Origin of the sequence: Streptomyces sp. NPDC001832 (genome assembly GCF_040297265.1) — a bacterium.
Classification (GTDB): Bacteria; Actinomycetota; Actinomycetes; order Streptomycetales; family Streptomycetaceae; genus Streptomyces.
The window spans coordinates 1-13125 of sequence record NZ_JBEOYU010000049.1 but is presented as its reverse complement, the minus strand read 5'-3'; the positions used below and the strand labels follow the sequence as shown (position 1 = coordinate 13125).

Genomic DNA, 13125 nt, shown 5'->3' with positions numbered 1-13125 from the left:
GGAGTTGAGGGACCTACGGCCGACTTGGCCTGAGCGACAAGCCACTCGTGCATGCGTGGTGATCGATGAACCCACGAAGGTGGGCTGCCGCATGGCCCTCAACCAAGATCGAGAACAGGTTTAAAGAAGCGTGCCTCAAACGCCCTTCAGAACACGATCAAGTGCCGCCCGGCCTGCAGGTCCCCAGTGCGGCTTGCCGCCGGGAAGGCCCCGATCTCCGTTCTGCCCCATGAGCATCAGGAAGAGGCTCTTCATCGCGGCCAGCCCGCGGGCGCGCCGGATCGCCGCCTCGTCTGCATGCGCGTACATGTCGAAGAACCGTGAGGCCATGCCTGCAGGTAGCAGCACCCATGCGGCGGCGAGGTCCCACGCCGGGTCGCCGGCGAACATGGCACCGAAGTCGACGATGCCCGAGAGCGTTCCGTCCGAGACGACGACGTTCGCGGGATGGAGGTCGCCGTGCACCCACACCGGCGGGCCCTCCCACGCGTCGGCTGCAACGGCGTCGTCCCAGACGGCCCGGACGTCAGCAGCGATGTCGTCGGGGACAACGGCCTGGAAGAAGTTCTCGAAGCCGTCCGTGCAGTTCCTGGGATGGGCACCGAAGTCCGTAGAGATCGGCGCCTCGGCGGGCGCCTCCACATGGAGCGCCCGGAGGAAGCCCGCTAGTGTGTCGGCCGCGTGCGCGCCGCGACTGATCGAGCCATGGTCCAGCGGCTCGCCGGGAACCCACGTCATCACGGTCCAGTGCTTGGGAAAGCGCTCGGACGGGTCACCGAACCGCACCGGGAGCGGCACCGGGAGCGGCAAGCGCGGGGCCAGCACCGGTAGCCACCGCCGCTCTTTCAACTGAAGCTCCGGAGTGGGGTCCATGCGCTGCATGCGCACAGCCAACTCATCCCCAAGACGCCACATTTGGTTGCCCCAGCCGCCCGCCACCTCCCGGATGGCCAGCCCTGCAAGGTCTGGATGTTGCTCCTTCAGCAGGTCGCGAACCAGGTCTGCGGTGATCTCGATCTCGGTGTCGGCCATGCGACGTCACAGTACCGAGTCGGCAGCCGGAACGCCTCTCGTGCTCCGGAACACTTGCTGTGATTACTCTGGCATCACCAATCCAGTTACAGAGAGCTGCAGATCAGAGGCTCTCGGACGCCCAGCCTCCAGGTTCAGAGAAGCCTGCATTCGGTGCCCCGCAGCCACGTGCGCGGCCCCCATACATCAGCGCGAGGGCGGAACACACCGGGGGTGATATGACCGCAGGCAGGAGTAGCAGCCCGACCGTGCTCCGCGTGATCGTCACCAGGGCGGCCGTCATATAGGGGTTGTCGTCGCTGATCCACGACATGGCCGTTTCCGCCGGCTGCACCAGCGGATGTGCCGCCTCCCGCAGCAGCAGGAAGGCGGCGCCGACAGCCAGGGTCAGCAGCAGGCAGACACCGAACGTCCTGGCCCGGGCCCCGCGGGTCAACGCCCAGGAACGGCGCACCGCCTCCCTGGGCGAGAGTTCGTCGAGGACCAGGGCGGCGGTGGCCGTGCAGAGGCGGGAGGCGACGTAGAAGCCCACAACCACGGTGGCCAGAAGCACGCCCTGGCAAGCCAGTTCGTACCGGGACTCCCGGGTGTCCGTCAGCAGCCGGTCCTGGACGCCCGGTATCAGACGTGCTTCGAGGACGAGCCAGAGCACAAGGCCCGGCAGGACCGCGGTGCCGACACGCGCCGCAGTGAGCACCTGCACCCGCAGCGCGGCCCCGAGGCGGGGACGGGTGCGCTGCCAGACTTCACGGATGGTCGACTGCCGCGCTCCGGCGAGGTACCGGTCGGCCGCGACGGCGTGTGCGGTGTGCAGCAGGCCCAGCACGAGAAAGGCGAGGAGCACCAGCGAGGCCGTGACGACCGCGCCGACGGTGTACACGGTGCCGATGTGCCCGGCGTAACCGCTGGCGGCATCCTCCTGGGCGAGGGTGATCCGCTGCTCCCGCCAGGCGGTGGCGTACGGGCCCGCGATCATGGCGAACCCGGCCGCCAGCACTGACAGTCCGAGGACCGCGGTCACCGCGGTCGCGACGAGACCGATCCCGTACAGCGAGCGCCCGTGACCGGCGAGGAGGCCGCGCACCAGACCCGTCAGCGGCTGTCCGGCTCCCTCTCGTCGGCCGTCGTCCCCTCGTGCCGCATCCCCAGGCATGGGTGTCCAACTCCTCTGCTCGTCGCCCCTGCAGCGCGCCGGGCTGCCTGGCGCGCTCGGTCCTGCTACCCGGCGTTGTGCTGGTCGCGGCCGAACGGCTCCACTGCCCGCACCCCGAGTCGGCCGCGGGTGGCGATCAGCAGGATAAGAGCTGCCGTGACGGAGCTGAGCAGGAACGCGTGGGCGGAGTAGTCGTGGGACAGCGACGGGAACATGTCCGCCCAGGCCATGGAGAAGAAGTTGTTGACGCCGCAGTGCAGCAGCATGACCAGGGGCATGCTCTCGCCGGAGCGGTTGAACAGCCAGGTCATGACGAAGCTGAAGGCGGTCGTCGTAGCCATGAACTCGAGGATCTGGATGGCGGTCACGTCGGTGGAGCCACCCCACTCGGTCAGGAACAGCGGCAGGTGCCAGGCGCCCCACAGCGGGCCGACGATGAGGGTTGCGGCCAGGGGGCCGTAGCGGTGCTGGAGGCGGGGCATGGCGAACTCGCGCCAGCCGGGCTCCTCGGCGAGGCCGGTGGTGACCAACTGCAGCAGCAGGCCGGGCAGGTACGCGGCGAGCAGCGCGGCGGCCGGCAGTGCGGGGCCGTGGTCGGACAGTGCGACCGCGGCGAGGGTCAGCGCGGCGGGCACCGAGAGGAGCACCAGGACGTACCAGTACCAGCCGACCCGGAACTTGGTCATCCGGCTCCGCCAGGTCCGCAGCCCTTGGCGTCCCTGGGTGACCCCGGTCACCAGGAGGGCCGATGTGATCGGGCCGAGATAGGCGCCGGGCAGGACGCCCAGCAGCTGGGTCGTGCCACCGAACGCGGGGAAGGCGAAGTGCCAGACGCCCACGCCGTTTTCGGACAGGACGTACGGCATCCACGCCAGCCAGCTCAGCAGGTAGGACAGCGCGAAGAACCAGATCAGGGGACGGCGGTGGATGCTGCCACGGAGGCCGGAGGGGCGGCCCTGCCCGCCTGCGAGGGCCGGTCGCGTTTCGGCAGGGGCTTGAGGTTGGAAGCTCATCGCGGTGTCCGTTCGGAGGGCGTTGAAGTGACGTGTTCAGCACATCAGCGCGACGTCCGCGGATCATTGCCGTGCGTACCCCAAGTGTCCGTACAGCAGGCTGTACTCACCGTACTCGGCGGGCGTCCTCCAGGTAGTGCAGAACCGCAGCCACCCGGCGGTCCACCCGGTCGGTCGGGGAGAGGTCGAGCTTGGCGAAGATGCTGCGGATGTGCTTGTGGACCGCGCCGTCCGTGACGACGAGCCGTTCGGCGATGGCGCTGTTGCCGAGCCCCTCGGCCATCAGGGCGAGTACGTCCCACTCGCGGGGGCTGAGGCGTTCGAGGCGGGTGTCCTGGTGGGAGCGGGTGAAGAGCTGGGCGACGACCTCGGGGTCGATGGCGGTGCCGCCGACGGCGACCCGGTGCAGTGCGTCGAGGAACTCCTCCACCCGGCCCACCCGTTCCTTGAGCAGATAGCCGAGGCCGCCCACGCCGCCGGTGAGCAGTTCGGTGGCGAAGGTCTGCTCGACGTAGGCGGACAGGACGAGGACCGCAAGGTCGGGGCGGCGCCGCCGGGCCTCGACGGCCGCGCGGATGCCTTCGTCGGTGTGGGTGGGCGGCATCCGTACGTCGAGGATGGCGACGTCGGGCTTGTGCGCGTCGAGGGCGTCCAGGGCCTCGTCGGGGGTGCCGGCCTTGGCCACCACGTCGAGGCCTTCCGCGCGCAGCAGCAGGGCGAGGCCCTCGCGCAGCAACGGGTCGTCCTCGGCTATCACGATCCGCAGGTCACGTGCCACAGGGAAGGTCCACCTCAAGGGTTGTCGGACCGCCTGGCGGGCTGACCAGGCGGAGCGTACCGTCGTGGGCCGCCACGCGGCGGCGGATGCCGGTGAGTCCGGAGCCGCCGTCCTCGTCGGCGCCGCCCCGCCCGTCGTCCTCGACGCGCAGGTGGAACCGGCCGGCGCGGCTGCGGACGGTCACGGCGGCCTGCTCGGCGCCGCTGTGCTTGGCGATGTTGGTCAGAGCCTCGGCGACGACGAAGTAGGCGGTCGCCTCGACGGACGCGGCGCAGCGTTCGGGGGCGTCGACGTCGGTGCGGCACGGTACCGCGCACTCGGCGGCGAGGCCGGAGAGGGCGCCCGCGAGTCCCCGGTCGGTGAGGACGGGCGGCAGGATGCTGCGGGAGACGGTGCGCAGTTCGGCCAGCGCCTGTTCGGCGGCGGACTGGGCGCGTTCGAGGAGTTCGTCGGCGCCCCCCGGATCGCGGGCCACCATGCGGCGGGCGGCGCCGAGCAGGACGGTGACGGTGACCAGCCGGTTCTGGGTGCCGTCGTGCAGCGAGCGCTCGATCCGGCGCAGCTCGGTGGCGTGGGCGTCCAGGGCGGCGGCCCGGGTGGCGGTCAACTCCGCGACTCGCAGGGAGAGGTCGGTGTCCGGTCCGGCCGACAGGAGTCGTTGTCCTGGCCGGGCCTGCAGCCGTGCCATGCCGGGTGCCAGGCCCAGGATGATCGCGATCCAGCCCACGCCGAGCAGGAACACGGCGAAGGCGTCCGGCCAGGAGTGCGCGATGCCGAACCCCAGTGACGTACTGCTCGCGTCCTCAGGGATGAACCGCCACCACAGCGGAAAGGTGCTGTCGCGCACGGCGAAGAGCGGCAGGAAGGCGCCGAGCAGTGCCAGCAGGAACCCGAGGGTGCTGTGCCGGACCAGCCAGCGCAGTTCCCGCCGAGTGGTGGGGTCGGTGACGGCGAGCCGCAGCCGCGTCGGCGGCGGCTCAGGGGGGACGACCTCGTGACCCCGGCGGGCGAGCCGTTCGCGTTCCCGGCCGGCCAGGGCGTGCAGGGCGCGCAGCACGACGGGCGCCATGAGCAGGCCCGCGCCGATCGGAGCGGTCACCACGGTCAGGGCCAGCAGAACCAGCACGCCCAGCGCCATGACGGCCGTACCGAGCCCGCCGGCGAGCTGCCCGATCGCGGCACCGGCGGCTCGCAAGGTCCGTATGCCGATCGCCGCGAGGCCGTCGGCCGCGGTGTCCTGCCGGGTCGCCATGCACTCCCCCGTACTCCATCGTTCGGTACCACCTTAAACCGCAAGGGCGTTGACTCCTGGCCGGGGTCGGGGCGCCTCCCCTCATCTGCCGGTCGGTCTTATGCCGCAAGGGTGTTGACGCCCGCCCGGGGTCGGGACGTACGACCTGCCGTATCTCTCGTTGGGGTGCCGTTAACGAGCAGCGAACCAGCAAGTAACCCGCCAGTAGCTTTAGCTTCGTCTGTCCGGCTGATCTGCCGGGTTCCACGCCCGTACGCTCCAGGAGCATGACCACGACCGTCACCGCCCTGCCCACCGCCGAGCAGGTGCGCGCCCTAACCGCGTTCCCGCCGACCAGGTTCAGCAGACCGCGAACAAGCTCAGCATGTGGGTCTGCTGGAGAAGCTGATGGCTGCGATCCGCCCCGAGTTTCGGCAGGAGGGCCGTGGTCGCGATGAACGTGTCGAGATCGGGCCTGCCCGCGTGAGCCCAACGGACGGAGTGCCCCCAGCACATGCGATTGCTGCGGGCCGGACGGTCACATCCGTCAGATGGAGGCATGGCAGAACTCCGCGGCGCCCTTGCCGCCCCCGTCGCCGCTGTCCGAGGTCTGCCGGATCAGCTACTGCGACTTGTGGGTGAGGGGAACCGCGGTGCTCTGCACCGGCCATGACGGCCGCTGGATTGCGCACGGACGGCCCGACGTCGAGGACTTCACGGCCTCCTACGAGGAGATCGGCCCCGGCGGGTCCGAGCACATGACGACGGCCGGTCAGACAGCGCTGAGGCGGCGGCCGATGCCTCCTGGGCCCAACACCGCACCGCTCGCTGCTGCTGCCCGAAAGCGCCACGAACTGACACGCGCCAAGGCCATCCAGGCCGTGCGGGAACTCGACCGCACTGGAGCCCCGGTGTCCTTCGAGGGCGTCGCCCGGCGCGCGCCAGCATCGCCCGTTCCTGGCTCTACTGTCAGCCTGACATCCGAGCCGAGATCGAACAGCTCCGCGACGCGACTCGACGTTCACCCTCACCGCCGATTCCGGCAGCCGAGCGTTCTTCCGATGCCTCACTGCCGCTCTCCTGGCCGGCGTCTGGCAGGCGCTGGAATGCGACGTCGATTCGCTGTTTTATGAGCGACCACCTACGAAACGCGGTGTCGCCGCGTGATGCGCTGGGCGAGGCGGTGGTCAGCCCAGGAGGTTGTCCAGGTGATAGTCCAGCACCCTGAGTGCCTCGTCGGGAGAACGCTGCCCCAGGGCGACGTCGACCCCCAGGCTCGTGGCCAGATTCCAACAGATGTCGGCGTCGATCAGGCCGTTGCCCCGTGCTGGCGCGCCCCGTTCCTGCCGGGCTGCGGCGATGAGTCCTGCGGTGAAGTCCAGAAGCTCGCCGCTACCTGGCGCCAGCACGCCGGCCATTGCCGGATCCGAGATCGCCCTTCCGACGGCCGCGACTGACAGCTGGAGTAGGCGCAGGCTTTCCGGGTCACGGGCGAGCATCGCGCGCAGGCATTCACGGAGCATCGTCTCCGCGCTCGCCGGGTCTGTTGCCTTGATGGATGCCTCAATTCGGGCGTTCAGTGCCCGCACGGCGCGGTCGATCGCGTCACGGACCAGGTCCTCCCGGGTGGCGTAGTAGTGCTGCACCTGGCCCATGGACACCCCGGCCTCCACCGCGACCTTGCGAAGCGTCACACCCTCCAGTCCGTCGCGGAGCGTCAGCGTCCAGACGGCTTCGGCCAGGCGGTGTCGGCGCTCCTCATGGTCAACGATCTTCGGCATGCATCCTCCCTGGCAAGCCAATGCGTTCGCATTGCATCGCCATCGGCAGTCTATTACAATGCAAGTGCATTGTGAAAAACTGAGGGGGTATCATGAAGTTCGTCGTTCTGCTGATCATCGGAATGGCTTTAGTAGTCTTCAGCGGCCAAGCCGCGATCCGGCTGCTCATCGATCACGACAACGGTGGGGTGCTCAGCGGATTACCGTTTCCGGGCGCCCTGTGCGTTTACATCGCTGCCCTCGCCATCGGTGTCCTCCTCGCCGGCTGGGCACAGGGTCGCGCCAAGGCCCTCGGACACCTCAAGTAACACCCACCACGGCGCCCAGCGGGCTGCCGCAGCACATTCCGGCCTCTATCCCGCTCGGAGTCCCGCCGGGCCCGCTTCGCCGGGACCATCAGCGGGCCCGGCGGCCTGCTTTGCACCGTGGGTCAGAGATAGGAGTCCGGGGCCGAGAGTTCCGCGAGTTCAGGCAAACTGAAGAGTTCTCGCTGGGAACCCGGGGGTCCGTCGTCGTGCTGAACGGCATTGGACCCGCGAGTTCGACTCCAACTCGTGACCACGCCGTTTCCGGGCTCCGTGGACAGAACAGCTAGCCAAGAGGGCAGCGGTAACGCAACTTGTTGAGAGATCCGCCGCCAGTGGAGTCCTCCACGGCCGCGCCGTCTGCGCCCCAGCCAGCGGCTTCGTAGAAGCGCCGGGCGCGTTCGTTGTCTTCCAGGACCCACAAGGTGGCTTGCGTGTAGTCGGCCTGTCCGAGGGCCGCCAACGTGGCCAGCATCAACTGCCTTCCGATTCCCGTGCCCCAGACCTCGGGCATCGCGTAGAGCGTGCCGATTTCCGCGATGACAGGGGTGTCCTGAGACGGGCCGAAACTTGCGAATCCGACGATCCCGGCCCCGGTTTCAGCTACCAGTACTCCCGACGACGGCCACCGTGTTTTCGCGATTCGTGTCTTCCACTCGGACTCTTCGCGGCTCGGGTCCATGGCGTCGAGGTAGTGCTGGGGAACAAGACCGGCAAAGGCCACCTGCCAGGAGCGCACGTAGACGCCAGCGACCTCTGAAGCATCATCAGGCCATGCCTGTCGAATCTGCATGGCTGTCATTCTTCAAGTCCCGTCAATTTGGGCCAAGTTTTTTTCCCGAGGGCGATGGTGTCGACGGTCAAGGATTTTCCCCACGACCTGCATGATCAGCGTCACGTGGTTCCCCACCCGCGCGGTCACGATTCTCCAGGGGGATGGTGACCGCGCGGCACACCCTCGAAGGGTGATCAGACCACCGGTGGCCCCGCCTCGATGCGGCGCAGTACGGGGGGCAGGCGGTCCAGGTCGGGGCCGGTTTGGACCTGTCGCTCGTCCCACCAGGTGGCGCCGGCGTCGTGCAGTGGGCCGATCACGTCCTTGGCCTTCGCTGCGTCCGGCGGCGTGGCTCCGCCGAGTACGAACTCGTAGGGGTGCTCGTCCCCGGCTGTACGGTGCTTGCGTACATAGCTGACCAGTTCCCGTACCTCCGCGGCATCGGGCACATGTCCATGCCGGGCCGTCTCGAAGAGTGGCGCCGCGCCGTCCCACCGCGCTGCCCGCCGCATGGGCGGACGGTGCGGCCAGAATCCGCCGATCCACACTGGCGGACCCGGCCGCTGCACGCTGGCGGGCGGCATCTTCACGTCCCGGACCTCGTAGTGTTGACCGTGGTGGTTCACCGGCTCGCCGGACCAGAAGCGTCTCAACAACTCCAGTCCCTCGTCCAGCCGCTGCGCGAGGAGGCGTGGCTCGGCAGTGTCGCCGAAGCTGCGGTATTCGTCCTCGATCGGACCGCCCAGGCCGGCGGCGAAGACCACCCGGCCGCCACTGAGGTGGTCCAGGGTGGCCACTTGGCGGGCGAGTTGCTGCGGACGGTAACGGGGGACCGGCGTAAGCAGGGTGCCCAGTCGGATCCGGGAGGTCGCAAGCGCGGCCGCGGTCAGCAGCATCCAGGGGTCACCGAAGGGACGATCCTGGTGCCGTCGGTGCAGCACGTGGTCCCAGACGAAGAGTCCGTCCCAGCCGGCCTGTTCGGCGGCGGCCGCCACGGTCGCGACGTTACGGGGGTCGGCAAAGTCGCCGAAGTTGGGGATGTTGATGGAGAAGCGCATCTCAGCAGGATGTGCAGCCGGCCACGAGGGGGCAATCGGATTTCAATCCAGGTGACTTCCTGGCAGGCTACGGACAGGCGTAGGACCACGCAGGCTCCATGGTGATCTCCGAACCACAGTCGAACGGACAGGACTGACCCGTCGGACTCCGCATCACGCGCGAAACCCGTCAGCTGCTACGGCCACCACCTGAGGAACTACGTGAGCACAGCCCCTGGGGAATCGAGTGACCGTCGACAGATGGTGAGTGCTCGGCTGTCTGTTCTAGCAGTGCCCGCGCCGAGTCCGCGTAGCGGATGGCGGTCCTCTCGTCGATGCCGAAGACCAGTGCGAGGTGGAGCGGGTCAGCGCCGTGGGTGAGGGCCTCTTCGAGCTGTCGGTCGACGCGAAGTCGTTCGAGGGTGGCAGTGAGGTTGCGGGTGGCCCGGGTGGTCCAGAGCTTGCCCGCCGGCCCGAGTTCGACGGCCGTCTTCTGGGTGATCAGCAGGTGTGGGTTGGCGGTGTTCGGCCAGCGGGTTCGGCGGTGGTCGAGCCAGTCCAGGACGGCCTGGCGGGTGAGGTCGTCGAGCGGGCGGACGTGACCGGCGACGGTGATTCGCCCGTTGCCGAGATCCACGTCGTCCAACTGCATCGTTCGGATCATCTTCGGCCGTGCCGCGTGGACGGCGGCCAGGGCAGTGATCAGCTTGATGTCCGGGGTGGTCGCGCTGGCGACGGCCTGGTCGATGTCCGCTTGCCCCAGGGGCTGGGCGACGCCGCCAGCCTGCCGGGGGACACGGATCCGTTGGGTGGGGTTGCGGAAGACCTGGCCGTTCCTCTTCGCGTGACGGAACAACGACCGCAGCGCGACGACCCGGCTTTCCCGCTGCTTGCCGCTGGCGGCGTCCCGGGCGGCGATGATGTCCTCCCGGGTGACCTCCCGCAGATGGTCGTAGTGGCTGGACCACTCCAGCAGAACCGATTGGATCTCGTTGAGGTAGGTCCAGGCGGTCTGTCGTGCACGGGGCTCGGACCGCGGGCCGCCGTCGAGTAGGGTCCGGGCCCAGGATTCGACCTCGCCACGGATGCCCGGGGCAACGGCGTCGAGCTTGCGGTCCAACCACCGGTCGACCGCTGGCGTGCGGTCGTCGGTGAACAGGCCCAGTTGATCGAGAACTTCGGCGGTCCGACCGACCGGGAGTCCCCGGCCTCGCAGGGCCGGGAAGATCTCGGTGTAGCGGATCGACTCGCCCTCGGCATGGCCGGACAGCACGATGACCAGGGCCCGGTCGACATCGCTGGCGACCCAGCGGGTCCACCCGCGCGCCTCGCCCAGAGCGCGCGCTGCCCGCCGGGCCCGGATTAGCCACGGGTTGGCCAGGTCGGCGTGCCGTTCCCGTTCGAAGGTGCGGTAGTCCCGGGTGGTGGTGAAAAGAGGCGGCTGGATCCAGCCCGTCATCACGAGCGCAGGGGCTGGCCTTGGTGCCCGTTTAAGGACGCGGCGCCCCTGCTTGCCGACGGGCGGTCCGCCGTTGCGAGGCCGCTGCAGGTTCGCGAAGAAGAGCTGTTGGTGCTTCACCCGCCGAAGGAAGATCGCCAGTGCGGCGGCCTCGCCGTTGACGCCCGCAGCCTTGATGGCCCAGCTGGCCTGGGCCCGGCAGAGCCGGCAGTGGCCGTCGTGGACGGGAACCTCGCGACGGCAGACAGCACACGTGCCAGGCGAGTTGAGCTGGCCGTAGGTGTAGCAGGCCCGGCAGAACCGGCCGGGCAGCTGTCCCCAGGCGAAGCAGCCCACGCAGGAGACCGCAGGCTTGTTGTCGCGGATTTTGCTCATCGTGGCGGCGTCAGGCCGGCGGGAGGGATCGGCCGTCCCGGCGCTTGGGGATCACCGCCGGTGTGGCAGTCCCCGCGCCGACTACCGCTCGTTCCGTCTCCGCCTGCCCCGGGCGGCTGACCTTCTCGGGCTCGGGGATCAGCAAGTCGCCGATCTCGCAGCCGAGGACGACGCAGATGACGTCCAGGTCCTCCAGCTTGAGCGAAACGGGCTGCCCCGACCACAGGCCGGACATCTTCCCCGCCGAGATCACCAACCCATGCTCGGCCAGGTTCCGCTGGAGCTCAGAAGCCTTCCAGACCCCTTTGTTCGCGGCGGTCAGCCGCAGGTTCCACCTCATCAGACCAGTCCTTCCAGCCGCTTCGCGGCCCGTTCCATTCCGGCGACCCAGGCGTCCTCGACCCGGGTCTGCTGGACGTGGATGTATCGCATCGTGGTGGCGATCCACGAGTGTCCCAAAACCTCCTGGATTGCCATCAAGTCCAGTCCGTTTCCATAGAGTTGGGACGCGCAGAAATGTCGCAGGACATGCGGTGTCAGCTTCTTGCCCCACCCGGGCAGGTGCACTTTGGCCGCGTCCTTGAGCCCATTGCGCAGGGCATCGTCGCCCACCCGCCGCGAGGACCCGTCGGCGTTCTTGCGCTCGGAGGGAAACAGCGGGGCGCCGGGGCGGGTGTGGTCGTCGTCGAACTGGCCCCAGACGTCTTCGATGAACCACCGAAGGGTTCGGTCGGCCCCGTTGATCAGCGGGACCATCCGTTCGCGCGGGCCCGATCCGCGGGCGCCCTTGCCGTGGCGGACGTGGAGCTTGCCGAAGCGACCCAGGTCCCACTTGATGTCATCCAGGTCGAGCCCGCATGCCTCGCTCACCCGCAGGCCGACCTGGGACAACAGCTTCGAGGCGGTGTAGTTCCTGGCGGTAGGGGCGAACTTGCGGCAGGTGGCCAGCTCACTGCCCCAGCCGGTGAAGAGCGCCCCGACCTCCGGCTCGCTCGGTGGAATCCGCAGCTGAGCGTCCTTCGCGCCGCGCGGCTTGTTCATCTCGTCGATCGGGCACTCGATGACCCGGCCGGTCATCCGGTGCAGTTCGACCTTGTGCCGCAGCTCCAGGAAGATGAAGTACGTGCTCAGCGCCTGGGACCGGGCCAGCCGAGTGCCGCTCGGCGAGCCACGCAGCACCTTGCCGAAGTACGCGTCGGCGTCGGCCGGCTCCATATCCCACAGCGGTCGGCCGAACCAGGTTCTGATCTGGTCCAGGTGTCCGACATCCCCGCGGATCGTGCCGTCCGCCAGTCCTGCCGAGGCGCGTGCGAGGACGAACCCGGACAGCGCGTCGGTCTCGAACTGCTCCAGTTCCTCCGCCGACGCGGGCGCCCAGTGCTCGCGCATGTCCCGTACAACTGCCAGCGCCGCCAACCCGAGCCCCCTCACCTTCGACCCGACTGCGGATCAGTCGGACACGGTGAGAACGCTTCAAGAATCCCGAAGTTACGTCACGCGACCACAGGGCACTCGAAGGAGGAAAAACCCCCTGGCCACAGGGTCAGAGACTCAGCGAGGCTCAGAAGAACTCACGGGATGTCGCACAGTATGGCGAAGCTCCCTGTGGCGTATGACGGAAACGGGCTGGTGCATGTACTTTCACCAGGGCACTTTGGCGGGCTGAGCGGGGATGGTCCGCCGCTCGTGAGGGCGGCGGACCATCGAGACGTAGCGGCAGAGGTCAGCCGGCCTTGGCAGGCTCTTCGGCTCGTGCGCGGGTGCTGGCGAGGCGGTAGGAGTCGGTGCCGGTCTCGGCGTCGACTTCGCCGGGCGCGGCGATCCGTGCGAACCAGCCGGGCTCGGTGACGGCCCACTGGTGGGCGAGAACGGCCAGCGAGCCGCTGGTGTAGACGATGAACGACCGGCGGTCCAGGGAGGGCATCAGGGCCTCTCGGAGTGAGGGGACGGCGTTGTGCGGGCCGAGGGGCAGCGGTTTGTCCTGGCCCGGTAGCCAGTGGGGTGAACAACAGTTCCTATTTCTTTCAGTGGATATCTGTCACCTTCGGTGAATATCGTGATGTTGTGAAGCTTTCGGAGTGGGCGGTGCGTAACGGTGTGCATTACCAGACCGCGTGGACGTGGGCGAAGGAGGGCCGTATGCCGGTCCCGGTCGTCCAGACGCCGTCGGGTACATGGCTCGTGAC

General features: G+C 68.7%; 13 protein-coding genes. 1 reads left to right on the top strand and 12 read right to left on the bottom strand.

Going from position 1 to position 13125, the window contains the following annotated elements; all coding sequences use genetic code 11:
* Positions 1 to 135: 135 nt before the first annotated feature.
* The 6 genes from ABT115_RS26910 to ABT115_RS26885 form a co-directional block, all read right to left on the bottom strand.
* Positions 136 to 1032: an aminoglycoside phosphotransferase family protein gene (locus tag ABT115_RS26910; RefSeq protein ID WP_351794852.1), complete on the bottom strand. Its 897-nt coding sequence runs from the start codon at positions 1030 to 1032 to the stop codon at positions 136 to 138.
* Between the two features lie 103 nt (positions 1033 to 1135).
* Positions 1136 to 2185 (bottom strand): hypothetical protein, encoded by a 1050-nt coding sequence (locus tag ABT115_RS26905; RefSeq protein ID WP_351794850.1) that lies wholly within the window; start codon positions 2183 to 2185, stop codon positions 1136 to 1138.
* 65 nt (positions 2186 to 2250) lie between these two features.
* The gene (locus tag ABT115_RS26900) at positions 2251 to 3198 is read right to left on the bottom strand and encodes a CPBP family intramembrane glutamic endopeptidase (protein ID WP_351794847.1); all 948 of its coding nucleotides are present in this window, start codon (positions 3196 to 3198) and stop codon (positions 2251 to 2253) included.
* 106 nt (positions 3199 to 3304) lie between these two features.
* Positions 3305 to 3964, bottom strand: a complete 660-nt coding sequence (locus ABT115_RS26895) for a response regulator transcription factor (RefSeq protein ID WP_351794907.1) — start codon at positions 3962 to 3964, stop codon at positions 3305 to 3307.
* Position 3965: 1 nt separating this feature from the next.
* A complete protein-coding gene (locus ABT115_RS26890) occupies positions 3966 to 5228 on the bottom strand; it encodes a sensor histidine kinase (RefSeq protein WP_351794844.1) in 1263 nt (420 codons plus the stop codon).
* Between the two features lie 1166 nt (positions 5229 to 6394).
* Entirely contained in the window at positions 6395 to 6988 is a 594-nt protein-coding gene (locus ABT115_RS26885; RefSeq protein WP_351794842.1) for a TetR/AcrR family transcriptional regulator, read from the bottom strand.
* Positions 6989 to 7080: 92 nt separating this feature from the next.
* On the opposite strand from ABT115_RS26885, the gene ABT115_RS26880 reads away from it, so the two are divergent.
* Entirely contained in the window at positions 7081 to 7296 is a 216-nt protein-coding gene (locus tag ABT115_RS26880) for a hypothetical protein (RefSeq protein WP_351521646.1), read from the top strand.
* A gap of 283 nt (positions 7297 to 7579) precedes the next feature.
* Here the strand turns inward: ABT115_RS26880 and ABT115_RS26875 are convergent, their stop codons facing one another.
* The 6 genes from ABT115_RS26875 to ABT115_RS26850 all read right to left on the bottom strand — a co-directional run bounded on the left by ABT115_RS26875 (position 7580) and on the right by ABT115_RS26850 (position 12863).
* A complete protein-coding gene (locus tag ABT115_RS26875; protein WP_351794840.1) occupies positions 7580 to 8086 on the bottom strand; it encodes a GNAT family N-acetyltransferase in 507 nt (168 codons plus the stop codon).
* 176 nt (positions 8087 to 8262) lie between these two features.
* Positions 8263 to 9126, bottom strand: a complete 864-nt coding sequence (locus ABT115_RS26870; RefSeq protein ID WP_351794837.1) for an LLM class flavin-dependent oxidoreductase — start codon at positions 9124 to 9126, stop codon at positions 8263 to 8265.
* Positions 9127 to 9295: 169 nt separating this feature from the next.
* Positions 9296 to 10939: a site-specific integrase gene (locus ABT115_RS26865; protein WP_351794834.1), complete on the bottom strand. Its 1644-nt coding sequence runs from the start codon at positions 10937 to 10939 to the stop codon at positions 9296 to 9298.
* Between the two features lie 10 nt (positions 10940 to 10949).
* Positions 10950 to 11279 carry a helix-turn-helix domain-containing protein gene (locus ABT115_RS26860; RefSeq protein WP_351794831.1) on the bottom strand — a complete coding sequence of 110 codons (330 nt, stop codon included), beginning with the start codon at positions 11277 to 11279 and terminating at the stop codon, positions 10950 to 10952.
* A complete protein-coding gene (locus tag ABT115_RS26855) occupies positions 11279 to 12355 on the bottom strand; it encodes a tyrosine-type recombinase/integrase (RefSeq protein ID WP_351794829.1) in 1077 nt (358 codons plus the stop codon). The genes ABT115_RS26860 and ABT115_RS26855 overlap by 1 nt, the downstream gene beginning before the upstream one ends.
* A 307-nt stretch (positions 12356 to 12662) precedes the next feature.
* On the bottom strand, positions 12663 to 12863 hold the full coding sequence (locus ABT115_RS26850) for a hypothetical protein (protein ID WP_351794826.1): 201 nt from the start codon (positions 12861 to 12863) through the stop codon (positions 12663 to 12665).
* Positions 12864 to 13125: the final 262 nt, after the last annotated feature.

What these genes read in the sequence shown, in the direction of transcription:
- ABT115_RS26860 (WP_351794831.1), bottom strand. Translation starts at nt 11,279, where the DNA reads ATGAGGTGGAACCTGCGGCTGACCGCCGCGAACAAAGGGGTCTGGAAG.
- ABT115_RS26890 (WP_351794844.1), bottom strand. Translation starts at nt 5,228, where the DNA reads ATGGCGACCCGGCAGGACACCGCGGCCGACGGCCTCGCGGCGATCGGC.
- ABT115_RS26885 (WP_351794842.1), bottom strand. Translation starts at nt 6,988, where the DNA reads ATGCCGAAGATCGTTGACCATGAGGAGCGCCGACACCGCCTGGCCGAA.
- ABT115_RS26865 (WP_351794834.1), bottom strand. Translation starts at nt 10,939, where the DNA reads ATGAGCAAAATCCGCGACAACAAGCCTGCGGTCTCCTGCGTGGGCTGC.
- ABT115_RS26870 (WP_351794837.1), bottom strand. Translation starts at nt 9,126, where the DNA reads ATGCGCTTCTCCATCAACATCCCCAACTTCGGCGACTTTGCCGACCCC.
- ABT115_RS26875 (WP_351794840.1), bottom strand. Translation starts at nt 8,086, where the DNA reads ATGCAGATTCGACAGGCATGGCCTGATGATGCTTCAGAGGTCGCTGGC.
- ABT115_RS26900 (WP_351794847.1), bottom strand. Translation starts at nt 3,198, where the DNA reads ATGAGCTTCCAACCTCAAGCCCCTGCCGAAACGCGACCGGCCCTCGCA.
- ABT115_RS26880 (WP_351521646.1), top strand. Translation starts at nt 7,081, where the DNA reads ATGAAGTTCGTCGTTCTGCTGATCATCGGAATGGCTTTAGTAGTCTTC.
- ABT115_RS26910 (WP_351794852.1), bottom strand. Translation starts at nt 1,032, where the DNA reads ATGGCCGACACCGAGATCGAGATCACCGCAGACCTGGTTCGCGACCTG.
- ABT115_RS26850 (WP_351794826.1), bottom strand. Translation starts at nt 12,863, where the DNA reads ATGCCCTCCCTGGACCGCCGGTCGTTCATCGTCTACACCAGCGGCTCG.
- ABT115_RS26905 (WP_351794850.1), bottom strand. Translation starts at nt 2,185, where the DNA reads ATGCCTGGGGATGCGGCACGAGGGGACGACGGCCGACGAGAGGGAGCC.